We start from the raw sequence: 22,539 nt of genomic DNA on the forward strand, positions 1-22,539 counted from the left end.
AAGGCCGGTCATGCACTAACAATCAACTTGGACCACACAAGTGGGGCTGATCACTATCGCATTAACTTTTTTCGCTTGGAAGGTTTGAAACCGTTTGGAGCAAGCTGCCATCGATGATTTTGTCGACCATCGTTCCTAGCCGTTCGAACCTACACCCTTTATCCCAAGCGACCTGCATCATCGCCGCTATGAAAATGGGATTCTTTCGGCAGTCCTTAAGATGACCGGCTGCGCGTCTACCGGCTTCCAAGCACTCTTCTCGTAATGCTCCTAGATCTTCGTCCATCGCATCTTCGATGTTTGTTTTCCATGCAGTAAACCGCTCATTGTAGACATCGTCTTGGGGAAAGGCGTTAGCGGTTTTGTGCCCCACTAGCCCGAAAGCCGTCAGGTTATCTTTGCTATGGCGAGTACGCTTTCCAGCGTCTAGCTCCTGACCGTCGCAATCAAAGACCAGATAGTATGGGATAGAAAACTGCCGCGCGAGCAACTGCAGCATAATAATCGGACTTTTCCCGCCTGCTTCAACGATGTTGCAGCCTCGCCTTTGGAATGTTTTCAACTTATCAGAGAGCGAGAGATACGAATATATGCACGCTTGGTCGGATACGCCCTCTACGAGTACCACGTAGTCGGAGAAGAAAATCTCATTGGTTTTGGGTTGCATCTGAATGCTGAGCTTTGCCCGCAAAGCCTCGATCTTTCGTTCCGCATCATCGAAATGAGTGTTGTATGCTTCGGTGATCGCCTCGATGCTGCCCCCATGCGTTTCCGTGAAACCCTTGTGGTTTTGGGTTTTTCGCAATCCTGTCAGCGAACTTACATCAACAAAATAAGGGCTATGGGTGGTTAGGATGATCTGTGCTTGACCCTTGGAAAGCTGGGAGAGAACCGACGCTAGGTGCCGCGCTTGAGGCGGATGTTGATAGAGCTCTGGCTCTTCACAACCGAGAATAAGCGTCGGTGTTTCATCGCTCGCCGAGCGCAGCAACTCTTGCAAGATCACGAGTAAGAAAGCTCGTTGAAGGCCATGCCCGAACTTACTGACATCCCCCTTGAACCCTTTGTCTTCCAATTGGACGGCGGCACTTGGTTAATTAACAGCAACCGATTTGTCATCTGAACGCCATTTGAGTTCGATACCGGCGTCTGATGTAACACTACCCTTCAACCGCTCGCCAAGCCTGTCTTGGAGGTCGCGTAGGTGGTGCTGTTGCTCCTGAAGCAGTAGGTCGTAGCGTTCCCTGGCATCGGCTCTGATTTTAGCAAGCTCTTCTTCGTAGTTCATTGATGAGCGAACGGTGTGCTGGATCAGTTGCCCAAGATGGGTGTTCTTTCCCTCTTCCGACTCAGTGGATGCGTCCTTGACGGCCGGAACGTAGACCCAAGTAATAAATTGCCTAAATCTGTCCGACCCTTTGCTGACGCCAAAAAACTCATCGGCGCTTCGCAGCACTTCCTTTTCGTTCTCCGGCATTGCTTCTTCGAACTTTCGAAGAGCGGCTTCCATGGCCGCGCCAGAGCTCTCTTTGGGCAGACCTTCGAATTTCCGTCGAAGGGTCTCGTACATCTCTTTTCGTTTGCTGACAGGCGACTTTGGTAAATCAAAGAACTTTGCGAAATCTGGGTTGACGAGCCGCTCCCCCAACATGGTTAGTTGGAAACCGCTCTCTACACTACGATTAACTTGCGCAGTAACTGTCATCGCCCCATGTCGGATGTAATGCTTAAAAACATCTTCTGCGGCCTTTGAAAAGTCGCTGAAAGTTACTGTTATTTCGATTGGCTTCGTAGTGTCCCGATTCCAAAAGTCGTCTTCTGTGAAGTTGCGAATTTCACCAAAGAATACATTTAGTGCATGCAGGAAAGTAGATTTGCCTGAGCTATTAGGGCCGACAAAAACATTGTAGTTTTGGAATTCTATGTCCGAACACTTAATTGAGCGAAAGTTTCTGATCTTTAATCTTTGAATTTGCATTATTATAAACTCTAAAATTTGGGTTGTTCTTCACGTGGGACCGGAGGCTCGTTTTTCTGGTTGCTGGGAGAGACCTTAGCAATCCAACGATCATCGCACTATCGGATTCCGATAGTGCGTAAGCGACTCCACGACTTCAGGCATCAAACACCTATGAGCGGTTTACTGATGCATATTTATCAAGTTGAAGGGCCTGCAAGCTGCCTCAGGCAACCTGCTGTAAGTCTGCTTTGCGTCTGATGGAAACACTCGTCGCACATGCCGCAAACTTTCGCTTTCCGCCCCTCGTATCAAAGCCTGATAATGCCTTCCGCCCAGCGCCATCTCATTCGTCTGTCCCTGTCAGACTTGGGAACGGCCCCGGGAGAAATCCGAGGCCGTTTTCTCATATCACCAGCCAAAATGATCTATTGAAACGTTTAGGTCATGTCGCATGAAACGCCACAACATCAAAGCACCCACCCCCAGCGTCAACCACATTTCGAATGCCCGCAGCTGCGGCAGGTCATGCAGCCCTCAATCATCACCATGTCATACTGGCCGCAGGACGGGCAGGCCCTGCCGCGGGGGGCGTCCATGTTGACCACCTGCGCCTGCGGGTCGGATTTCAGCCCCATCCCTTCGCCTTCGAGGAACCCGATCGCGATCATGTGCTGCTCGATCACGCCGCCGATTGCCGCCAGGATCGAGGGGATGTATTTGCCCTGCACCCAAGCCCCACCGCGCGGGTCGAAGACGGCCTTCAGTTCCTCGACCACGAAAGACACGTCACCACCGCGCCGGAACACGGCCGAGATCATCCTGGTCAGGGCCAGCGTCCAAGCGTAATGCTCCATGTTCTTTGAGTTGATGAAAACCTCGAACGGACGGCGGCGGCCCCCGATGACGATGTCGTTGATGGTCAAATAGATCGCGTGCTCGCTGTCGGGCCATTTCAGCTTGTAGGTCGAACCCTCAAGCGATTGCGGCCGATCCAGCGGTTCGGACATGTAGATGACATCGCCGCCATCCACCTCGTGCGGGGCATCCGCGCTTTCACCCGGCACCTTGTCGTCGCTTTCCGAGACGGTCAGAACCGAGCCGGTCACGTCGTTCGGGCGATAGGTGGTGCAGCCCTTGCAGCCCTGATCCCAGGCCTGCATATACACGTCCTTGAAGGCGTCGAACGAGATGTCCTCGGGGCAGTTGATCGTCTTCGAGATCGAGCTGTCGATCCATTTCTGTGCCGCGGCCTGCATCTTGACGTGCTCGGCCGGGGTCAAGGTCTGGGCGTTCACGAAAAAGTCGGGCAACTCGACATCGCCGAACTTGTCGCGCCACATCTGAACGGCATAGTCCACCACCTCTTCCTCGGTCCGCGAGCCATCCTTCTGCAAAACCTTGCGGGTGTAGGCATAGGCAAAAACAGGCTCGATCCCCGACGACACGTTCCCCGCGTACAGAGAGATCGTCCCAGTGGGCGCGATCGAGGTCAGCAGCGCGTTGCGGATACCGTGTGCACGGATGGCTTCGCGGACATCGTCATCCATCTGCTGCATCGTGCCGCTGGCCAGGTATTTCTCGGCATCGAACAGGGGGAACGCCCCTTTTTCCTTGGCCAAGTCGACCGACGCCAGATACGCGGCGCGGGCGATCGCGTGCAACCAGCGCTCGGTCTGACGCGCCGCCTCGTCGGACCCATAACGCAGGCCCAGCATCAACAGCGCATCCGCCAGTCCGGTCACGCCCAGCCCGATGCGGCGTTTGTCCTGCGCTTCTGCCTCTTGTTCGGCCAGTGGGAATTTTGACACATCAACGACATTGTCCATCATCCGGACAGCCGTGGCGACAAGTTCTTGCAGGGCCTTTTCATTCAAACGGGCTTTTGCCTCAAACGGTTCAACCACCAAACGCGCCAGATTGATCGAACCCAACAGGCAGGCGCCATAGGGCGGCAATGGCTGTTCGCCGCACGGGTTCGTGGCCGCGATGGTTTCAACATAGCTTAGGTTGTTGGCCTGGTTGATCCGGTCGATGAAGATCACGCCCGGTTCGGCATAGTCATAGGTGGCCTGCATGATCTTGTTCCACAGATCACGCGCCTGAACCGTGTGATATACCTTGCCGTCAAAGATCAGATCCCATGAGGCATCGGCCTTGACCGCTTCCATGAACGGATCGGTCACCAGAACCGACATGTTGAACATGCGCAGGCGGGCCGGGTCGGATTTGGCGGTGATGAACTGTTCTAAGTCCGGGTGGTCACAGCGCATGGTCGCCATCATAGCGCCCCGACGCGAGCCCGCCGACATGATCGTGCGGCACATGGCGTCCCAGACATCCATAAAGCTCAACGGCCCCGACGCATCCGCCGCAACGCCTTTCACGTCAGCACCACGCGGGCGGATGGTCGAGAAATCATAGCCGATCCCCCCGCCCTGCTGCATGGTCAGCGCGGCCTCTTTAAGCATGTCGAAAATGCCGCCCATGCTGTCGGGCACCGTACCCATGACAAAACAGTTGAACAGGGTCACCTGACGCGCGGTGCCGGCACCTGCTGTGATCCGCCCGGCAGGCAGGTATTTGAAATCTTCCAGCGCCTCATAGAATTGCTCTTCCCAGTGCCCCGGGTCGTTTTCCACCCGCGCCAGATCACGGGCGATGCGCCGCCAACTGTCTTCAACCGTCTGATCGATGGGGGTGCCATCCGCCTGTTTAAAGCGGTACTTCATATCCCAGATCTGCTCGGCGATGGGGGCGGCAAAGCGGCTCATTGGTGATTCCCTGTGCTGAAAGAGGTATCCAGACTACCTCAAATCACATGCGCACCACAACACCTTGATGACATCTGGAACCAAGCTACAATATAAAGATGATCCTAGGGACGACTCTGTGGGAAAGCTGTGGATAATTACGTAAACCTCATAAAACTGTCCGTTGGTTCGGAAAGCGTCGACACGCTGATGGCCTGGCAGGACAGCTATCGCCAGCGGTTCGCCGATGGCCTGCCACGCCACGTCACCCGCATGTGGCCCAAGCGCGAAGCCGAAATTCTGAACGGCGGATCGATCTATTGGGTCATCAAGGGCGTAATCCAGTGTCGCCAACGGATCCTGCGGCTGGATGAAGTGATCGGAGACGATGGTATCCGCCGCTGTGCCATTGTGCTGGACCCCAAGCTGCACCGCACACAGAACGCCCTGAAACGCCCGTTTCAGGGATGGCGTTATCTCAAGCCTGAAGATACCCCTGCCGATTTGCCGAAAAACCGCGAGCAGGACGATGCCCTACCCGATGATCTGAACCGCGCCCTGGCGGAAATCGGGGTTCTGTAAAGGCCGGCACCAGACCATCCGCAATGTGATGCTTTGAGGATGCCAACAAAATCGCATAGAATATTTACTTGATTTTATTAAGTTAACGAGGGCAATCTATGATGATTGGACAATTTCGAACAATCGTATTGGCGGCTGTATTTGTAGCAGGTGGAACAAGCGTTCTCGCCGCCCCAAAGGATGGAACCTATAGCCTGACCGTGCCGTCCAAAAATCCGTTCCCGGTGTCGGTTACAATTATCGGCGGCAACATTGCAGGCATCACATCCTCAACGCTGCACAATATCAACGGCGCCAGCGTTTCGGGGAACAGCAAAAAGCAATCCATCAGTTTCAACTTCGACAGCGCGAACTGCGGAGGCGGCAACACCGGCACCATGACATTCGACCTGAGAAAGAATGTCGTGTTCAAAAAATGGAAAGGGACGTGCGGGTCAAAACGTTTTGACATCAGCAAATCAGTGACCGCTGCCCCTGATTAAGTTTTGCTCACCCGGTCCATTACTTCCGCAAGCACCCGCTTGTCATCAGGCAAATAACTGGCCACCCGACTGCGCCACAGCGTGGCCTGCGATTGCAGGATCAGACCGTCCGAGAGGATCTTCAGGTGGTTCGCGCGCAGGGTCTCTCCGGTCGAGGTGATGTCGGCAATTGCTTCAGCGGTTTCATTCATCACCGTGCCTTCAGTCGCGCCCTGACTGTCGACCAGCGTGTAATCGGCCACGCCCGCTTCTGTCAGGAATTCCCGAACCAGACGGTGGTACTTGGTGGCGATCCGCAGCCGGTGGCCATGGGTTTTGCGAAACGCAGCTGCTGCCGCGTCCAGATCATCAAGCGTATCGACATCGACCCAACATGCCGGGATTGCGACGATCAGATCAGCCTTGCCGAATCCAAGCTGCGAAACCTCTTCAACCTGCTGTTCCCAGCGCGGCAGTTTCTCGTGCACCAGATCGATCCCGGTGACGCCCAGATGAATCCGCCCCGCCGCCAGTTCACGCGGGATTTCCCCCGCCGACAGCAGGATCAGAGAGACACCGTCGATCCCTTCGACCTTGCCCGCATATTCCCGGTCCGACCCGCTGCGTGACAAGGTGATGCCGCGTTTTTCGAACCACGAGAAGGTCTTTTCCATCAACCGGCCCTTCGAGGGCACACCCAGTTTCAGGCTCATACAGCACCCTCCTCGATCTCCAGCATCAGGTCGGGGCGCAACACGCCGCCGACAGCCGGGATTTCTTCTCCACGGCCCAATTGCCGTGTCAGTGCGTCATAGCGCCCGCCCGTGGCGATCGGAGGCAGATCAGGCCGACCTTCCGCGTAAAACCCAAAAACGAAACCATCGTAATATTCCATTGATGTCCGACCATAGGCGGCCTCGAAATCCAACCGCTCGACATCGACTCCACGTGCTTGCAGTGCAGCCACACGCGCCTCCAGCCGGTCCAGGGCGGGCGTGACCTGCGGCAGATCCACCGCCACGTCGCGCAGCTGTTCCAGCGCAAATGGCATGGTCTCGCGCACATTCAGCAACGTTTCCAGCCCGGCCAGCTCATTGTCGGAAATCGGCGGCGTATCACGGTCTTCGCGCAGGGCTTCAATGCGCGCTGCGATTTCGGCCTTGCGGCGCTTGCCGATCATAGGGGCATCAAAGGCCATCGGATCGGCAGCGTCCAGCAGCGCGGTTCGCCCTTCCGAGGGCGCCTTGCGACCCGCAAACCGATCCAGCAAGATACGGAATCGGCGCGGTCTCCACAGGTGCCGCATAAGAGCGGCCTTGCGGCGCTCGGTCGTACGCAGCCCTTCGACCGCGGCGGTGAGGATACCGATATCCCCGGTTGCCGCACGCAAGGGCAGCCCGCGCAGTTGCAGCGCCATCAGCGAAAACACTTCGGCATCGGCACCAGCGGGATCTTCGCGGTCAAACACCTCATACCCCACCTGAATATACTCGTTCGAGCGGTCCGGGTCGTGTTCCTGACGGCGGAACACCTCACCTGAATAGGTATAGCGCGCTGGCTCGGCCCCGTCCCGCATGTGCATCTGAACAACAGGCAGGGTGAAATCCGGGCGCAGCATCTGCTCGCCCCGCAGCGCGTCCGAGGTGACGTAGGCACGGGCGCGGATATCCTCGCCATAGAGGTCCAGCAACATTTCAGCGGGTTGCAACAGCGGGGTATCCACCACCTGCGCGCCCGCAGCCTCGAACCGGACACGCATCATCGCGGCACGGGCCTGTATCTGGGAACGGTTGGGCATGGGTCAGTCCTGACTGTTCAGAATTTCACGCACTTTCGCGACCAGATCAGCGCGCGATACTTCGAACTGGCTGGGGCGTTCTTTCCATTCCTCCAGCGTGGCGCTTTCGGCGATCTTGGCCCCAAGGATCAGGTCCTTGATCTGCACGATGCCTTTTGCCTTTTCGTCCCCGCCTTCGATCACCGCAACCGGAGAGTTGCGCTTGTCCGCGTATTTCAACTGATTGCCAAAGTTCTTGGGATTGCCCAGATACACCTCGGCCCGGATGCCCGCATTGCGCAGCTCGGCCACCATCGCCTGATAATCAGCCATCCGGTCGCGGTCCATCACGGTGACGACAACGGGGCCTTTGGCCTGGGCGCTGATCCGACCCTTTTCGCGCAGGGCCGCCAGCAGGCGGTCAACACCGATGGAAACGCCGGTCGCGGGCACTTCCTGTCCGGTGAAACGCTTCACCAGATCGTCATAGCGCCCGCCGCCCGATACGGACCCGAACTGCCGCTTGCGGCCTTTCTCGTCAAAGATCTCAAAGGTCAGTTCGGCCTCATAGACCGGCCCGGTATAATAACCCAGACCGCGCACGACCGAGGGATCGATCTGGATGCGATCAGCGCCATAGCCGCCCGCGGCCAGCAACTCGCCGATCTGTTCCAATTCCGAAATGCCTTCGGCGCCGATTTTACTGTCACCCACGGCCGCTCGCAGGTTGGCCAGCGTTCCAGCGGCATCATCGGCTTTGGAGGTCAGGAAGGCGATCACCGGCTCGGCCTGATCGTCGGACAGGCCCACACCGTCGATGAACGCGCCCGAGGCATCCAGCCGGCCCTTGGTCAGCAACTCGCGCACGCCCTGCCCGCCAACTTTGTCGAATTTGTCGATGGTGCGCAGAACGTCGTCCCGCGCTGCCGCGTCTTCACCCAAACCCATCGCTTCGAGCACGCCGTTCAAAACCTTGCGGTTGTTGACCCGGACCAGATAATCGCCGCGTGGAATGCCCACGGTTTCCAGCGTATCCGACAGCATGGCGCAGATTTCGGCGTCCGCAGCCATGCTGGCCGTCCCCACCGTATCCGCATCACACTGATAGAATTGGCGATACCGCCCTGGCCCCGGCTTTTCGTTGCGCCAGACCGGACCCATCGCATAGCGGCGATAGGGCGTGGGCAAATCGTTGCGGTGCTGGGCATAGACCCGGGCCAAAGGTGCTGTCAGATCATAGCGCAGCGCCATCCAATCGCCGTTGCCGCCCTCGTCAAACTCCTGCCACGCAAAGACGCCCTCGTTCGGGCGGTCCACGTCGGGCAGGAACTTGCCCAGCGCCTCGACGGTCTCGACCGCACTGCTTTCAAGTGCGTCGAACCCGTAACGATGATACACGCCCGCAATCGTCCGCAGCATCTCGGTGCGCTGCGTGACTTCCTCGCCGAAATAGTCACGGAACCCTTTCGGCGTGACGGCCTTGGGGCGGGGCTGTTTCTTGGGCTTGGCCATGTGGGGCGTCCTTGGGAGTGTCCTTGTTCCGCGCGCGGTCTATCCCATGGTCCGCATCGGGGCAAGGCGCGCTTTCTCTGGCCTTGGGCCGACTGTGTCGCTATGACCAGCGCAAGACAGGAGTTCCCCATGCAGCATCTGGAAGAAGAGATCGCCCATCTGACCCGTACCGTGGACGAGCTGAACACGGTCGTCACCAGACAACAGTCGGAAATCGACCGGCTGACCCAACGGGTTGAAATGCTGTTGCAGCGCGAAGCAGAACGGGCGCAGGAAGGATCAGGCGGCGTTGTCTTTGGTGACGAACGCCCGCCGCATTATTGAGTGGCCGGGAGGCCGTTTCTTCCGTTTTGTACAGGCGCTTGGGGCTTGGTAGTCCGTTTTGTACGAAACGTCTCAGGGCCGAACCGTCACACTCGGACAGAAACCGCGTTGGGTAACGGCGCCGGGTATGAGTCAGTTGTCAGTAGTGCGGACAAACCCGCCGCCCGGCCCAATGGCGTCAATTGGCGCTTCCGGCGCTTAATTGCTATTTCCATGGACATCCATGAACGGCAGCTTTCTGCATTAAAACCTTCCGAACAGTCTGCTTGGGACAACCAAATAGACCCTGCGGTTCACGTGAAGACCGAACTTATGCTGCTCCAACCGTGCCAAAGCACAGATGCAGAAACAGCCGCGGTTATCATTGCGGGGATTCCGTCTTTCCAGGAGTCAAATATCAGGTGACAGAAGATGGCTCCGACGGATGTTGCCAAAAGTGCTGCTGCTCCGAGCGGACCCAGCCAGGACTGTTGGAACCAGATTGTGACGGCTCCGAACAATTCAATGAGACCCACCAAGAACATGGCCTGCCGATTGAGGCCATAGCTTTCGAACATTGCGAGCTGTGTTTCGAAGATCTTCCTTTGCCAACCCGCAAGTTTGATTGAGCTCGCGAGCAGGAAGAACGCTGACAGGAGCGCAATGACTATCGTTAAGGTCATTCTTCTGGTTCCGTGTAAGAGCGCTTGAAAGCCTGTGGGGACTGACCAGTCCACCTCCGGAACGCCCGTGAGAATGCAGTCGGGTCGGAAAACCCGAGTTGCTGAGCGGTGTCAGTGACCGAGCAGGATTTCACACCCAACAGTTCAATCGCTTTCTCTCGTTTCATGCGTGCAATGACCTTGGATGTTGTCTCGCCACGTTCCGACAGACGCGCATTCAGGGTATTTGGATGCAAACCGACCGTGCGCGCGGCCTCTACCGCTGTAAACGCCGGATCAGCCAGTCGAGACCGGACGATGTCTTCGAACCCGGCCAAAAAATCGAGCGGGGCCGCAAGTTCCATGACTGATGGGTGATACTCGGGGTTGTTCTCCATCATGTCCTCTGAGAGGCGATGGTTCAGCCAGATGGATGGGAAGCGTATCGAAAACCCTCGATCGTCGCAGGGAATGCCAGTGACCCCGTAAAACTGTTTGGGCAAAACGTTAGGGTTGGCCAGTTGCAGTACGATCTCACGCGGATCCCAACGGAAATCGATCACTCGGTGCAGCAAAGAAATCCAGATCCCGATCATGAAGCCATCGGCTTGGGCAGGTGACACTGACGAGCGAAAATGCCGCCGGGCCGCAAAGTAGGCATATTCGTCTTCTACGACCAAGGACTGAGTGACTGCATTTGACTCCTTCGAAACAATCTGGGTGAAGCGTGTGAACAAACCACCCAGAGTAAAGGCTTCTGTAAGTTCCTGCCCTTTTGGTAGGAAGCGCCTGAGATCAACAGACTGGCCGACCCGAGTGCAAAAATCTGTTCCTTCAGCTTCAGATGCGGCATTGAAGGCTGCATATACAGTTTCATGTGAGAGAAATTGCTCAGGTGCGATCATCGTTGCCGCGTCAAAACTCAGATGTGCGAAGACATCATCAGCATCCTGCCCCCGCGCGCGTAACGCCGCGACGACCGGCGCCAGTACTGTTGCCCGCACCAATGGCAGATCAGAGTCTTTTGGTGTTTTGCGATTCCCGAACATATTTGCTCCCTCTACTGGGACTCGTGCCTGCGCCACGGCGTGCTTTCCAGAAAAAAGTTCAATAACCTGACCAAATTCTAACCGAAAAATCTCTAACCTTAGGATACGGTCAAGCATTTTCCAAATGAAGGTGTCATATTCATAAAATGAAATGAACTAGTCGACATCGATCACGCAGCTAGGGATTTGACATGGCAAGATATTGCAAAAGAGTTTTCGCTGCCTTGACATTTGTAACGCTGACGCTGTCCACCTCGACTGCATTTGCTCAGCAGGAAGCGCCATCAGTCACCTTGTTCAAAAACGTGAAAGTTTTTGATGGGAACACCGATGGTCTTCTGGACCTGGATGTTCTTGTTGTCGGCAACAAGATCCACAAGGTCGCCGAAGACATTCCAGAGACCGGTACATGGGAAGTGCAAGCTGGTCCGAGTGGGCCATTGTATTCAGAAATACATAGCGGCAGCAGTGGCTACACTTTCATCATCGAGGGCGAAGAAGGGACGCAGACAGTCGAACTGTCGCCCAATGTCATTGACGGCGGGGGACGCACCTTGATGCCGGGCATGATTGATAGCCATACGCATTTTAACCTTTCTATGGACGGCGGGCGTCCGGGCATGGAAATGGCCAGGTGGGACTATATGGCGGGACATGCCTCGTCTGCCGCATTGGAGTGGTTCTACGATGGCTTCACGACAGTGCGTGATATGGGGGGCATGGCCGACGGATTGCGACGTGTCATCGACAACGGCCTAATGGAAGGACCTCGCATCTACAGCGCTGCCGGGATGATCAGCCAAAGCGCTGGTCACGGTGATCTCTTGTTTGAAAGCCAGACAAGTCCCCAACAGAGTAGCACCTGGCGCAATGGCATATACCACATTGCAAACAGCCCTGATGAAGTTCGAGCAGCCGTTCGCAGGAACTTTAATGCGGGCGCCACCCATATGAAAATCATGATGGCCGGTGGTGTTGCCAGCAACAAAGGTCCCTTTGAGGCCTCTCAATACACCGACGCTGAAATTATCGCCGCAGTAGAAGAAGCTGCAACGCGTGGAACCTATGTTGCAGCGCACCTTTATCTTGATGAAGCCATTCGCCGTGCGCTCGATTTGGGTGTCATGTCGATTGAACATGGACAGTTCCTACAGGAAGACACGGCCATGTTGATGAAGGAAAAAGGTGCCTTCATTTCTCCTTACATTGCAGCCGTCATGAGCGAAGACATCCTGACCCATCCGGTCTATGGCAATCCTTCAACATTTGAGTACGCCAGAACACTTATGATGAAAGAGGGAACAAAAAACTTCGCTGAAGTCATCAAAAAGGTGAAGCCGAACATTGTGTTCTCAATCGACATCGTGAGTACCAATGGCATGGCCGCAAGACACCACCGGGACCATGAGAAATGGATATTCGCAGATACATTTGGCAACTATGAAACACTGAAAGCAATGACGTCCACTGGCGGCAAGCTTGCCGCCTTGACCGGTGGCAGCAACCCTTACCCCGCACCTCTTGGTGTCATCGAGGAAGGCGCATACGCCGACATTCTGCTTGTCGATGGAAATCCGCTTGAGGACATCACTGTTCTGGGCGGAAACCCTTCATGGTTCAACGCAGAACCGCGTCCGCGTGGCATCAAGACCATCAACCTCATCATGAAGGATGGCGTGATCTACAAGAACACTCTGCAATAATCCCTCGGGAGGCGGGGCTTCGGCCCTGCCTTCCATTGTTAAGAGAAAGAGTTGTGATGAAGATCAAAACAATGACTTCCCTGAGAGCAGTACTGGCCTTGTCGCTGACCTGCTCTGCCGCTCTTGCGCAGGACGACGCGCCGCCACGGACCCTGTTCACCAATGTTCATGTCTTTGACGGCATGAACGAGGCGCGGATCGAGAATGCCAGCGTTCTGGTCGAGGCCAACCTTATCAAGCAGGTCTCGGCAGAGACCATCGACGCGCCGGATGCTACGGTTATTGACGGTGGCGGGCGCACACTGATGCCAGGTATGTTGGATATGCACGTTCATATCTCGACCTTCGGGCCCGTGCAAACGCAATCGCGCGACGGGCTGCATCCCTACGCTCATGGTGCGTTGGCCGCAGATCGTGCCGAAGGGATGCTGATGAACGGATTTACCACAGTACGGGATCTGGGTGGTCCGTCAAATTTCATGCGTCTAATCATCGACGAGGGCGTCATGGTGGGGCCTCGCATCTATCCCACGGAAAACTGGATCACCACAACATCCGGTCATGGCGATTTCCGTGAATTGAATGACTCCCACCCGAATATCGCTGGCGGACGGCAACATTTCTACGAAGATTATGTTACGATTATCGCTGACGGGCGGGCGGAAACCCTGCGCGCGGCGCGTGAAGCATTCCGTCGCGGTGCGGTACAGCTCAAACTGTTCACCGGAGGCGGTGTAACAAGTTTGTTTGATCCACTTCATTCGGGCCCTCTTGATGAAGAGGTCCAAGCAGTCGTTGAGGTGGCGGAGCGCTGGGATACCTATGTCGCGTCTCATGCACACACCGCTGCTGCGCTTCAGCAGGCTATCGACAATGGCGTGATGTCGATTGAGCACGCACCCTATCTGACCGATGAGCAGGCCAAGACGATGATTGAAAACGGCATGTTTCTGTCCACTGCGTTTTCGCCAGTGTTTTCAATCTCAGTGGAACAAGCTGAAAAGGCTTATCCACCAGAAAGCTTTGCAAAGTGGAGCGTTATTCGGGACGCATCGGCAAACTTGCTGGAAGTCATGAAAAACAACCCTGACCTGAAAGTGGTTCTTGCATCAGATCATATTCCCCAATGGAATACTGGTCGCGAATATGATGATCGCGCGCTAGATGAGTTCGAGTTTTTCTCAGAAGCTATTGGCAACTTCCGGACACTAAAGTCGTTTACCTCGACAGCCGGAGAACTGAATGCTCTGACCGGCCAGATGAATCCATACCCAGAAGGCCCGTTGGGCGTCATTCAAGAAGGCGCCTATGCAGACCTATTGCTGGTCGATGGCAATCCTCTGGAAAACATCGAGATCATGAAGGATCCGGACACAAATCTAAAAATCATCATGAAGGACGGCGTGATCTACAAGAACACGCTGAACTGAGCGATGGGCGGGATGGTTCACCTCGTCCATCCCGCCCGTTTGTAAAAACCATTAGAGGAACCAAAAAACGGACATAGGAGAAAGAGACCCGTGGCAAGAAAGCTTTTGCAAGCCACACTGATCACAACCTTGCTTTGCGCGGCCGTAGTGAACGCACAGAGCAGTGGTCCGGGGGTTTTCAGTGCGGAAGGAGAAGGAGTGGTTGTGCCAGCCAAAAGCTGGGATGTGTCGGCAGCCGCCGAAAACCAGATCGACACTGTCCACTTTATTGAAGGTCAATTCGTCAAAGAAGGTGATCTACTGGTGACTTTCGACCAGGTCTTCAAGCAATGGGATGCCAAAATCGGTGAGTTGGCTCACCAGCAGGCCGTGGCTGAACTGGAGTTGGCCCAGGCTGACCTGTCCAGAAAGAAGCGGTTGGGCACCAATTCTGTGTCTGAAGTTGAGATTGCGCAAGCTGAAGCGCGTGTCAAAATCGCCGAAGCGACCGTTGAGACAAAGAGGCTCAATGCGGAAAAGGCCAAGGCTATCTCAGATCTCCAGCTCATCCACGCACCGTTCGACGGCCAGATGAGTGCGCCGCGGTTTCGCGATAATGCAAACGTCGTCGCCGACTCGCCCGAAATCGGAACCCTGTATCAACTGGATCCGATCCACGTTCGCGTGGAGGGAACGTACGAGAAGCATCAGGAACGCATCCTCGCGGGCGAAAGCCACGACAGTGTAATGGGCAGCCTGACTCTGGTGCTGGAACTGCCGGGAGGGAGTGAATTTCCACATCACGGACGCCTTATCTCAACGCCGTTTGAATTCGATCCGGAGACAGGGATTGGCTACAGCATCGCCGAATTCCCCAATCCTGAATTCCTATTGCGCCCCGGCATGAAGGTATTGGTCACGTCTTATGAAAACTCGAAATGATCCAAAGAAAGGGATATCAAATGAAAACTTGGACATCTCCGTTTCTGGCTTCAGCTGCATTGGCGGGACTTGCTACGGTTGCCGCTTCTGAAGCAGCAGACCACGGATCGCACTGGAATTTGATGTCTGACGCTTATGCTCGCGTCGGCGAGATTCTGAAATCTGAGGAAGGCACCACTGCCGTCGAGCGCTTGAACGAAGAATTGTCCGCGCTGAAAGAGGCGTGCGATAAGTTGGAAGTGAAAAGTCAGAACGCGCCATGTCACGAAGATGTACGGCGTCTTCTTTCCATTGCGACCTTCAACGCTGACCCCAATGATCCAAATCGAAACAAGACATTTCCAACGCATATTCCCGATTTTGTCAGCCCGGAAATGCGTGAGGTGATGGTTAACTGGACGCCCAATTGGCTCACCAGCAGTTGGGAAGGCTACCCAGACCCAACGGACTACGGTGCATGGCAGTCGTTGCACGATGAATTGATCGATCCGATGGAGGCCGCCGGCAAACAACTTTTAAAGACTTACAACTTGTCGACCGAGGAACGTGAGATAGGTGGTGTTAGAACGGTCATTATCAGTCCGAGCGAAAACCGCCATCCGGGAAAGATACTCATTCATGCACATGGTGGTGCCTTTTACGGAAACACTCCGGAAACAACGTTTGACCGGACAGCACCACTTGCCAATCATATGGGCATCGACATTGCCTCCGTCGATTACAAATTGATGCCAGCCCCCGACTGGGACATTTTGGACCAGCGGGATCAGGTGATCGCCGTTTTTGATGCACTGACCGGAGAGGGCGGTGGCTATAAACCAGAGAACGTCGGAATTTACGGTTGTTCCGCGGGCGGTGGATTGGTGGCAATGGCGACAAATGCCATGTCGCATCGCGGAGGAGCGCTGCCTGGTGCGGCCGTAATGCAAAGCCCGCAGACTGATTTCTCGTTCAATAGCGATTCGACATGGACGCTGCGGTACGACGATCCACGCACTAACGTAGATCACTTGATCGACTCAGTCTGGCCGATGCTGGGAATTACTGAAGAGAAAGCACAAGATCCGCGCTACTCAACTGTGTACGACAATTTCGAGGGGCGAGATTTCCCTCCGACGATGGTACAGACTGGGTCTAAGGAAATTCAGATGAGCGACGGCATACGCATGTACGGAGTCCTGCGTAGTGCGGGCCACGAGGCAATTCTGGATGTTCACGACGCCATGCAACACTGCTTCCACGGTCATTCCGAGACACCGGAATCCGCTGAAGCTGTTCGCCGCGTCGCTGTGTTCCTAGAAGAGCATCTTGGTTCGGAATGAGAAAAATGGATCGCTGAAAGGAGGGGGCGAGTGGCTTGGAGAGACGCTTTGAAGCCGCTCGCCCATATTGAAAAACGTAAGAAAATGGACGTTGTCAAGTCTCAGCGGATCGAGGCCGTTTTCCGCATTCGGGACCTATGATCCGAGCGCCGTGAACAGCCGATGTCCGCCCTTCGCGCTGATGCTGCACAAAATACGCATGCGCACAATGGGCTCATAGCTGCCATCCCGGCGATTGAAGGCAAAGCCCCCGCTTCTCGCTACGGATCCTCGACCGACTACACCCGGTCCAGCTCGATTCCCGAATTCATTCCAACCGGAACATCAGCTGCTGAAGCCACGGCCTCTCCACACCGGTTGCCTGATACATCGCGTGAAGAAAGTTGTGCGCTGACACCGGGTCGCTCATGAAGGGCGAAGAGCGGATTTCGCCCTTCTTCACCTCGTCGCGCGCCTCGTAGATCACCGTGTCTTCCTTGATCGTCGCCATGATCCTGACGGCGTCCAGCGTCTCGGGGTCGATGGCGGTGGGATCTTCGGAGAGGAGCACGAAATCGGCAAGCTTGCCCGCCTCGATCGACCCCTTGTCGTTCTCCTCGAAATGCTGCCAGGCGGGCCAGATCGTCAGCGCCTTGAGCGCGGTCGCGACGTCGACCCGGTGACGGGGGCCAAGAATGTCACCCGATCGCGTGCGCCGGGTCACGGTGGCATCCAGTATGCGCATGCTGTCAGGCAAGGCGACCGGCGCGTCGTGATGCGAGCCGAACATCATGCCCCGCTCGAGCAGCCAACCAGTGGGCGAAATGTTCTCGGCATTGACCGGGCCCACGGTGTGGTCGCGGTGCCAGTCGCCCCAATAGAAGGTGTGCATCGGGAAAAGGGACATGAACACGCCCAGCCGCTTGTAGGCGTCGACCTGGTCCTCGCGCAGGAACTGGCCGTGTATCAGTGCGGGTCGGTTGCCCGGATCGCCATACTTGTCCTGCGCAGCCTGAAGCGCAGCAATGAGCATGTCCGACGCGCCTTCGCCATTGGAATGGGTGATGATCTGGATGCCATTCTCGTAACACCAGTTCACGGCATCCTGCACCTGCTCGATGGTCACCGCCGAGTACCCCTTGTAGCCTGCGGGATAGTCGCCAACCGGGTCATAGTAGGGACGGTCGCGGAGCGCGGTAAAGCCTTGCGGCGAGCCGTCGATCGTCAACTTGCAACCGCCCACGCGAATACCGTTTTCATATTCTTTCGAAACATTGTCGCCGATATAATCCCTGGCTTCCAACACATCGGGATAGGCCACGACGTCAATCGGTATCCTGCCGTCGGCCGCCATGGCCTTCAGCGACTCGACGGCAAACCCCGAGGACCGGCCGTCCTGCCCCGTGGTGTAGCCAAAACGCGCCCAGAGTTTGGACCCGGCAACCGCGAATTCCGCGAAGGCGTCCGGACCGAGTTGCTTCAGGACGGGGACGAGCGTCCCGAAAAACGCGTATTCCTCGAGAACCCCGTTCGGCGCGCCATCGGCTTCCCGCCGAATCTTGCCACCGGCCGGGTCCTGCGTCGATGCATCGTAGCCGACAATCTCAAGCGTCTTCGAGTTCGCCACGCCGAGATGGCCGGACTGGTGGACAATCACGATGGGAAGCTCCTGAGAGATCGCGTCAAGGTCTTCGCGGGTCGGGTGGCGCTTCTCGGCTAGCTGGGCGTTGTCATAGCCGAAGCCGATGATCACTCCGGCCTTCTCGACCGCATCCCTGTTTGCATCGATCCAGTCGCGCAGCGCCTGTTGCAGGCTGGCAATGTCCGTGACCCCGCCGTCCGGCGGCGAAAGAAGGTTCGCCGACAAGGCTTGCAGGCCACCGAAAACCACGTGCCCGTGACTGTCGACAAAGCCCGGCAGCATCGCCCGGCCGTCAAGATCGAACAATTCCGTCGCGTCGCCCCGGTGCGCCATGATATCCGCAAGCGCGCCGACGGCGAGGATACGCCCGTTCTTAACCGCGACGGCCTCGGCGGTCGGCTGCGCATCGTTGATCGTGAGGATCGGTCCGCCAGTATAGATCGTGTCGGCGGCCTCCTGCGCGGTCGCGGCGCTGGTTGACATGGCAAAACCCGCCAGCCAGACAAGATTCAGCAAACGTGACATCAGGAATACCCTCTTAAATACATCGGAAGACAAACAAATGAATAATGGTCGTGTCTATCGTGGCTAAAGCGTATTGCCCGACAGACACGCATTGCAAGATTTTTCGGCCAGCCAGAGGTGTCCGCAAGCCGCCATCCCGGCGACTGAAAGCGAAGCCCCGGCTTCCTGCTACAGTTCCTCGACCGACAGCACCCCGTCCAGCGACTTGATCGCGCCCTTGATCTGCGGGTTGATCGGAAAGTCCTGGCCCAGATCCATCTCGACATCGCCCGGCAACCCCGGCGCCATCAGGCAGAGCTGGATCGGCCCCTTCGAGGCCCCGCGCGCCGCCCCGGCGGCGTCCTCGAGCACCTTGGCGACCGTTGGTACGACCTGCGCTTCGTCAACAAAGATGCGCAACCCGGTTGCTCCGGCTTCGGCCACAAGGGAATCCGCAGGGCCAACCGAGCGGCCCAGCAGCTTGAGCTGATCGGCTTCCATCGTCGCCTCGGCGGTCAGAACCACCTGCGCGCCGGTTTCCAGAAACTCGCGGCACTTCTCCAACGTGTCCGAAAACAGCGTGACCTCATAGGCGCCGGTGGGATCAGACATTTGAACGAAAGCAAAGCGGTTGCCCTTGGCCGATTTCCGCTCCTGCCGCCCGGCGACAACCCCGGCCATCTTGGCGATGAACGGACCAGACCGGGCCTTTTCCGTCACCTCGTCCAGCGTCATCACCTGTTTGCGCTTCAGCGCGGGCATGTAATCGTCCAGCGGATGCCCCGAGAGATAGAAGCCGATGGCCTTGAATTCTTCGCTGAGGCGTTCGGCCGGCAGCCAGTCCGGCGTCGGCGACAGGCGCGGTTCGGGCAGGTCGTCGCCTGCCTCGCCGAACAGAGACACCTGATTGGAGTTTTTCTGTTCATGGATCGCCGCCGAATACTGCACCAGACGGTCAAGGCTTTCGAACACGCGGCGACGGTTCTTGTCGAGCTCATCAAAAGCGCCGGCACGCGCCAGCATTTCCAGCGGACGTTTGCCGACCTTCTTCAGGTCGACCCGGCGGGCGAAGTCAAAGAGGTTGACGAACGGTTTGTCTCCCCTGCCCTGCACCACCAGATTCATCGCCTCGACGCCCACGTTTTTCAGCGCGCCGAGCGCATAGACCAGTTGGCCATCCACCACGTCGAAGGTCGCCAGCGAGCGGTTCACGCAGGGCGGCACGTTGGGCAGGCCCAGCCCCTTGCGGACCTCTTCGAAATACACCGCCAGCTTGTCGGTCAGGTGGATATCGCAGTTCATGACCCCGGCCATGAACTCGACCGGGTGGTTCGCCTTGAGCCAGCCGGTCTGATAGCTGACCACCGCATAGGCCGCCGCGTGGGACTTGTTGAAGCCGTAGTTGGCGAATTTCTCCAAGAGGTCGAACACCTCGGAGGCCTTCTTGGCGTCCACGCCGTTCTTGGCCGCGCCGGCCTCGAATTTCGGGCGTTCGGCGTCCATCGCCTCTTTGATCTTCTTGCCCATCGCGCGGCGCAGCAGGTCGGCGCCGCCAAGGCTGTATCCCGCCATGACCTGCGCGATCTGCATCACCTGCTCCTGATAGACGATGATGCCCTGCGTTTCTTCCAGGATATGATCGATCAGCGGGTGGACCGAGGTGATCTCGCGCTGGCCGTTCTTGACCTCGCAATAGGTGGGGATGTTTTCCATCGGGCCGGGGCGGTAGAGCGCCACAAGCGCCACGATATCCTCGATGCAGGTGGGCTTCATGCGCTTGAGCGCGTCCATCATGCCCGAGCTTTCCACTTGGAACACCGCCACGGTTTTGGCCGCGGAATAAAGCTTGTACGTCGCCTCATCATCCAGCGGGATGGCGTTGATCTGGTTTTCAGCCCCCTCGGCGGGCTCATAAAGTTCGGTGCCATCGGCGGCGATGTGCAATGGGCGCCCGGATTTGAAAATCAGGTCCATCGCGTTCTGGATAACGGTCAGGGTCTTCAGACCCAGAAAGTCGAACTTTACCAGCCCGGCCTGTTCCACCCATTTCATGTTGAACTGGGTCGCGGGCATGTCCGAACGCGGGTCCTGATAGATCGGCACCAGCGCATCCAGAGGACGGTCGCCGATCACCACGCCTGCCGCGTGGGTCGAAGCATTCCGCAACAGCCCCTCGACCTGCTGGCCATAGGTCAGCAGGCGGTCGACCACCTCTTCCTCGCGCGCGGCCTCGCGCAGGCGGGGTTCGTCTTTCAGCGCCTTTTCGATGGAAACAGGTTTCACCCCCTCAACCGGGATCATCTTGGACAGGCGGTCCACCTGCCCATATGGCATTTGAAGCACCCGCCCGATGTCGCGCACTGCGGCCTTGGACAAGAGCGCGCCGAAGGTGATGATCTGACCCACTTTGTCGCGGCCGTATTTCTGCTGCACGTAACGGATCACCTCTTCGCGGCGATCCATGCAGAAGTCGATGTCGAAGTCGGGCATCGAGACCCGTTCGGGGTTCAGGAAGCGTTCGAACAGCAGGCTGTAGCGCAGCGGGTCAAGGTCGGTGATCGTCAGCGCATAGGCCACCAGCGAGCCCGCGCCCGAGCCCCGCCCCGGCCCGACCGGAATGTCGTGATCCTTGGCCCATTGGATGAAATCCGCGACGATCAGAAAGTAGCCGGGGAAACCCATGCTTTCGATGATGCCCAGTTCGAAATCCAGACGTTCCTGGTATTCCTCGGGCGTCACCGCATGCGGGATCACGGCCAGACGTTTCTGCAAGCCCTCATTGGCGATGCGCCGCAGCTCGGCCACCTCGTCATCCGCGAATTTCGGCAGGATCGGGTCGCGTCGATAGGCCATGAACGCGCAGCGTCTGGCGATCTCGACGGTGTTTTCGATGGCCTCGGGCAAGTCGGCGAACAGGGTCGCCATCTCTTGTTGTGACTTGAAGTAGTGCTGCGCCGTCAGACGACGGCGGCCTTCCTGCTGGTCGACATAGGCCCCTTCCGATATGCAGATCAGCGCGTCATGCGCTTCGTACATGTCCGGCGTCGGGAAATAGACGTCATTCGTGGCGACCAGCGGCAGGTTCTTGGCATAGGCCATCTCGACATGGCCGCGTTCTGTCAGGCGCTCGGCCTCGGGTTGGCCATCTTCACCCGGATGGCGCTGAAGCTCGATATAAAACCGGTTGGGGAACATTGCCGCCAGCCGATCGACCAACGCTTCGGCCGCCGGGCGCTGACCCTGTTGCAGCAGCATTCCCACCGGGCCGTCAGGTCCACCGGACAGGCAGATCAACCCTTCAGATCGGTCGGCCAGTTCTTCCAAAGTGACCTGAGGCAGTTGCCCGCCCTTGTCCACGTAGAGACACGTGCTGAGTTTCATCAGGTTTTCGTACCCGGTCTCGGACTGCGCCAGCAGCACCAGAGGCGCGGGCATCTTCGGCTTCTCGCCCGGCTGGGCCTGGACATAGGTCAGATCGACCTGGCACCCCATGATCGGCTGTACCCCGGCGCCGCTTGCGGTGACCGCGAATTCCAGCGCCGAAAACATCGAATTGGTATCCGTCACGGCGACCGCCGGCATTTCCATCTTCTCGCACAGGCCCGGCAGCTTTTTCAGCCGCACGGCGCCTTCCAGAAGGGAATATTCAGTGTGAACGCGGAGGTGGATGAATCGTGGAGAACTGCTCATGACGCCCAAGCTACCCCAGCCGGCTGCGCGGCAAAAGACTGAACCGCGTTGCGTTTGCCGCAAAAAAATCGCCATTGATTATTCGGCTTTTTCAGAAGGTGCTTCGGGATTGACTGGGCGTCGCAATCAAAAACCGCTTTATTTACAAGTGGCTGCCCATTAATCAGAAAAGGCGGTCTCAGGCCGTATACGTCTAATGGTGTATAACAGAGGCGGTTTTTCTTGCCAGACAAGCCGCGCTGTTTCTAACATCTCATGGCAAGCAATTCGCCCGCCACTCTTTCTACGTCGC

At 57.0% G+C, this 22,539-nt stretch carries 17 protein-coding genes and 1 pseudogene; 8 read left to right on the forward strand and 10 right to left on the reverse strand.

Features of this window, described 5'->3' with window-relative positions; all coding sequences use genetic code 11:
- Positions 1-61 precede the first annotated feature (61 nt).
- The 3 genes and pseudogenes from I9184_RS21145 to I9184_RS18180 form a co-directional block, all read right to left on the reverse strand.
- The gene (locus tag I9184_RS21145; protein ID WP_348539551.1) at positions 62-667 is read right to left on the reverse strand and encodes a TOPRIM nucleotidyl transferase/hydrolase domain-containing protein; all 606 of its coding nucleotides are present in this window, start codon (positions 665-667) and stop codon (positions 62-64) included.
- 168 nt (positions 668-835) lie between these two features.
- Positions 836-1,978, reverse strand: a pseudogene (locus I9184_RS21150) (ATP-binding protein); the annotation flags it as partial.
- A 470-nt stretch (positions 1,979-2,448) separates the two neighbouring features.
- Positions 2,449-4,731 (reverse strand): adenosylcobalamin-dependent ribonucleoside-diphosphate reductase, encoded by a 2,283-nt coding sequence (locus I9184_RS18180; RefSeq protein WP_209835353.1) that lies wholly within the window; start codon positions 4,729-4,731, stop codon positions 2,449-2,451.
- Between the two features lie 129 nt (positions 4,732-4,860).
- On the opposite strand from I9184_RS18180, the gene I9184_RS18185 reads away from it, so the two are divergent.
- A complete protein-coding gene (locus I9184_RS18185; RefSeq protein ID WP_171119093.1) occupies positions 4,861-5,292 on the forward strand; it encodes a DUF1489 domain-containing protein in 432 nt (143 codons plus the stop codon).
- Between the two features lie 98 nt (positions 5,293-5,390).
- Entirely contained in the window at positions 5,391-5,774 is a 384-nt protein-coding gene (locus I9184_RS18190; protein ID WP_209835354.1) for a hypothetical protein, read from the forward strand.
- Here the strand turns inward: I9184_RS18190 and hisG are convergent.
- Genes hisG through hisS form a run of 3 tightly spaced genes read right to left on the reverse strand, consistent with a single transcriptional unit; the run spans position 5,771 to position 9,042 of the window.
- The gene (gene hisG / locus I9184_RS18195) at positions 5,771-6,466 is read right to left on the reverse strand and encodes an ATP phosphoribosyltransferase (RefSeq protein WP_171637052.1); all 696 of its coding nucleotides are present in this window, start codon (positions 6,464-6,466) and stop codon (positions 5,771-5,773) included. The two genes, I9184_RS18190 and hisG, sit on opposite strands and share 4 nt — an antisense overlap.
- Positions 6,463-7,551 carry an ATP phosphoribosyltransferase regulatory subunit gene (locus I9184_RS18200; RefSeq protein ID WP_209835355.1) on the reverse strand — a complete coding sequence of 363 codons (1,089 nt, stop codon included), beginning with the start codon at positions 7,549-7,551 and terminating at the stop codon, positions 6,463-6,465. Before I9184_RS18200 ends, hisG begins: the two co-directional genes overlap by 4 nt.
- A gap of 3 nt (positions 7,552-7,554) precedes the next feature.
- Positions 7,555-9,042 (reverse strand): histidine--tRNA ligase, encoded by a 1,488-nt coding sequence (hisS, locus tag I9184_RS18205; RefSeq protein WP_209835356.1) that lies wholly within the window; start codon positions 9,040-9,042, stop codon positions 7,555-7,557.
- A gap of 129 nt (positions 9,043-9,171) precedes the next feature.
- On the opposite strand from hisS, the gene I9184_RS18210 reads away from it, so the two are divergent.
- Entirely contained in the window at positions 9,172-9,366 is a 195-nt protein-coding gene (locus I9184_RS18210; RefSeq protein WP_152460143.1) for a SlyX family protein, read from the forward strand.
- A 293-nt stretch (positions 9,367-9,659) separates the two neighbouring features.
- Here the strand turns inward: I9184_RS18210 and I9184_RS18215 are convergent, their stop codons facing one another.
- Positions 9,660-10,028, reverse strand: coding sequence for a DoxX family protein (locus I9184_RS18215; RefSeq protein ID WP_171637055.1), 369 nt, complete (start codon positions 10,026-10,028; stop codon positions 9,660-9,662).
- The gene (locus I9184_RS18220; RefSeq protein ID WP_209835357.1) at positions 10,025-11,056 is read right to left on the reverse strand and encodes an AraC family transcriptional regulator; all 1,032 of its coding nucleotides are present in this window, start codon (positions 11,054-11,056) and stop codon (positions 10,025-10,027) included. Before I9184_RS18220 ends, I9184_RS18215 begins: the two co-directional genes overlap by 4 nt.
- 224 nt (positions 11,057-11,280) lie before the next feature.
- Here I9184_RS18220 and I9184_RS18225 point away from each other — a divergent pair, with 224 nt between their 5' ends.
- The 4 genes from I9184_RS18225 to I9184_RS18240 all read left to right on the forward strand — a co-directional run bounded on the left by I9184_RS18225 (position 11,281) and on the right by I9184_RS18240 (position 16,432).
- Positions 11,281-12,759 carry an amidohydrolase family protein gene (locus I9184_RS18225; RefSeq protein WP_209835358.1) on the forward strand — a complete coding sequence of 493 codons (1,479 nt, stop codon included), beginning with the start codon at positions 11,281-11,283 and terminating at the stop codon, positions 12,757-12,759.
- Between the two features lie 71 nt (positions 12,760-12,830).
- Positions 12,831-14,189, forward strand: a complete 1,359-nt coding sequence (locus tag I9184_RS18230) for an amidohydrolase family protein (RefSeq protein WP_171637059.1) — start codon at positions 12,831-12,833, stop codon at positions 14,187-14,189.
- 90 nt (positions 14,190-14,279) lie between these two features.
- On the forward strand, positions 14,280-15,110 hold the full coding sequence (locus I9184_RS18235) for a hypothetical protein (protein WP_171723869.1): 831 nt from the start codon (positions 14,280-14,282) through the stop codon (positions 15,108-15,110).
- Positions 15,111-15,130: 20 nt separating this feature from the next.
- Entirely contained in the window at positions 15,131-16,432 is a 1,302-nt protein-coding gene (locus tag I9184_RS18240) for an alpha/beta hydrolase (RefSeq protein WP_209835359.1), read from the forward strand.
- 307 nt (positions 16,433-16,739) lie between these two features.
- Here the strand turns inward: I9184_RS18240 and I9184_RS18245 are convergent, their stop codons facing one another.
- Together I9184_RS18245 and dnaE are read right to left on the reverse strand one after the other, a co-directional pair.
- Complete coding sequence (locus I9184_RS18245) at positions 16,740-18,578, reverse strand: amidohydrolase (RefSeq protein ID WP_209835360.1); 1,839 nt, start codon at positions 18,576-18,578, stop codon at positions 16,740-16,742.
- Between the two features lie 168 nt (positions 18,579-18,746).
- Positions 18,747-22,247: a DNA polymerase III subunit alpha gene (dnaE, locus tag I9184_RS18250; protein ID WP_209835361.1), complete on the reverse strand. Its 3,501-nt coding sequence runs from the start codon at positions 22,245-22,247 to the stop codon at positions 18,747-18,749.
- On the opposite strand from dnaE, the gene I9184_RS18255 reads away from it, so the two are divergent.
- Positions 22,246-22,410: a hypothetical protein gene (locus I9184_RS18255; protein WP_209835362.1), complete on the forward strand. Its 165-nt coding sequence runs from the start codon at positions 22,246-22,248 to the stop codon at positions 22,408-22,410. The genes dnaE and I9184_RS18255 overlap by 2 nt on opposite strands.
- Positions 22,411-22,539: the final 129 nt, after the last annotated feature.

Origin of the sequence: Ruegeria sp. HKCCE3926 (genome assembly GCF_017872515.1) — a bacterium.
In the GTDB taxonomy this organism is placed as follows: Bacteria; Pseudomonadota; Alphaproteobacteria; order Rhodobacterales; family Rhodobacteraceae; genus Ruegeria.

Bases quoted from the DNA above. Each gene is read 5' to 3' on its own strand.
- I9184_RS18210 (WP_152460143.1), top strand. From the start codon at position 9,172: ATGCAGCATCTGGAAGAAGAGATCGCCCATCTGACCCGTACCGTGGAC.
- I9184_RS18190 (WP_209835354.1), top strand. From the start codon at position 5,391: ATGATGATTGGACAATTTCGAACAATCGTATTGGCGGCTGTATTTGTA.
- I9184_RS18245 (WP_209835360.1), bottom strand. From the start codon at position 18,578: ATGTCACGTTTGCTGAATCTTGTCTGGCTGGCGGGTTTTGCCATGTCA.
- I9184_RS21145 (WP_348539551.1), bottom strand. From the start codon at position 667: ATGCAACCCAAAACCAATGAGATTTTCTTCTCCGACTACGTGGTACTC.
- I9184_RS18180 (WP_209835353.1), bottom strand. From the start codon at position 4,731: ATGAGCCGCTTTGCCGCCCCCATCGCCGAGCAGATCTGGGATATGAAG.
- hisG (WP_171637052.1), bottom strand. From the start codon at position 6,466: ATGAGCCTGAAACTGGGTGTGCCCTCGAAGGGCCGGTTGATGGAAAAG.
- hisS (WP_209835356.1), bottom strand. From the start codon at position 9,042: ATGGCCAAGCCCAAGAAACAGCCCCGCCCCAAGGCCGTCACGCCGAAA.
- I9184_RS18230 (WP_171637059.1), top strand. From the start codon at position 12,831: ATGACTTCCCTGAGAGCAGTACTGGCCTTGTCGCTGACCTGCTCTGCC.
- I9184_RS18200 (WP_209835355.1), bottom strand. From the start codon at position 7,551: ATGCCCAACCGTTCCCAGATACAGGCCCGTGCCGCGATGATGCGTGTC.
- I9184_RS18220 (WP_209835357.1), bottom strand. From the start codon at position 11,056: ATGTTCGGGAATCGCAAAACACCAAAAGACTCTGATCTGCCATTGGTG.
- I9184_RS18240 (WP_209835359.1), top strand. From the start codon at position 15,131: ATGAAAACTTGGACATCTCCGTTTCTGGCTTCAGCTGCATTGGCGGGA.
- I9184_RS18255 (WP_209835362.1), top strand. From the start codon at position 22,246: ATGACGCCCAAGCTACCCCAGCCGGCTGCGCGGCAAAAGACTGAACCG.
- I9184_RS18215 (WP_171637055.1), bottom strand. From the start codon at position 10,028: ATGACCTTAACGATAGTCATTGCGCTCCTGTCAGCGTTCTTCCTGCTC.
- dnaE (WP_209835361.1), bottom strand. From the start codon at position 22,247: ATGAGCAGTTCTCCACGATTCATCCACCTCCGCGTTCACACTGAATAT.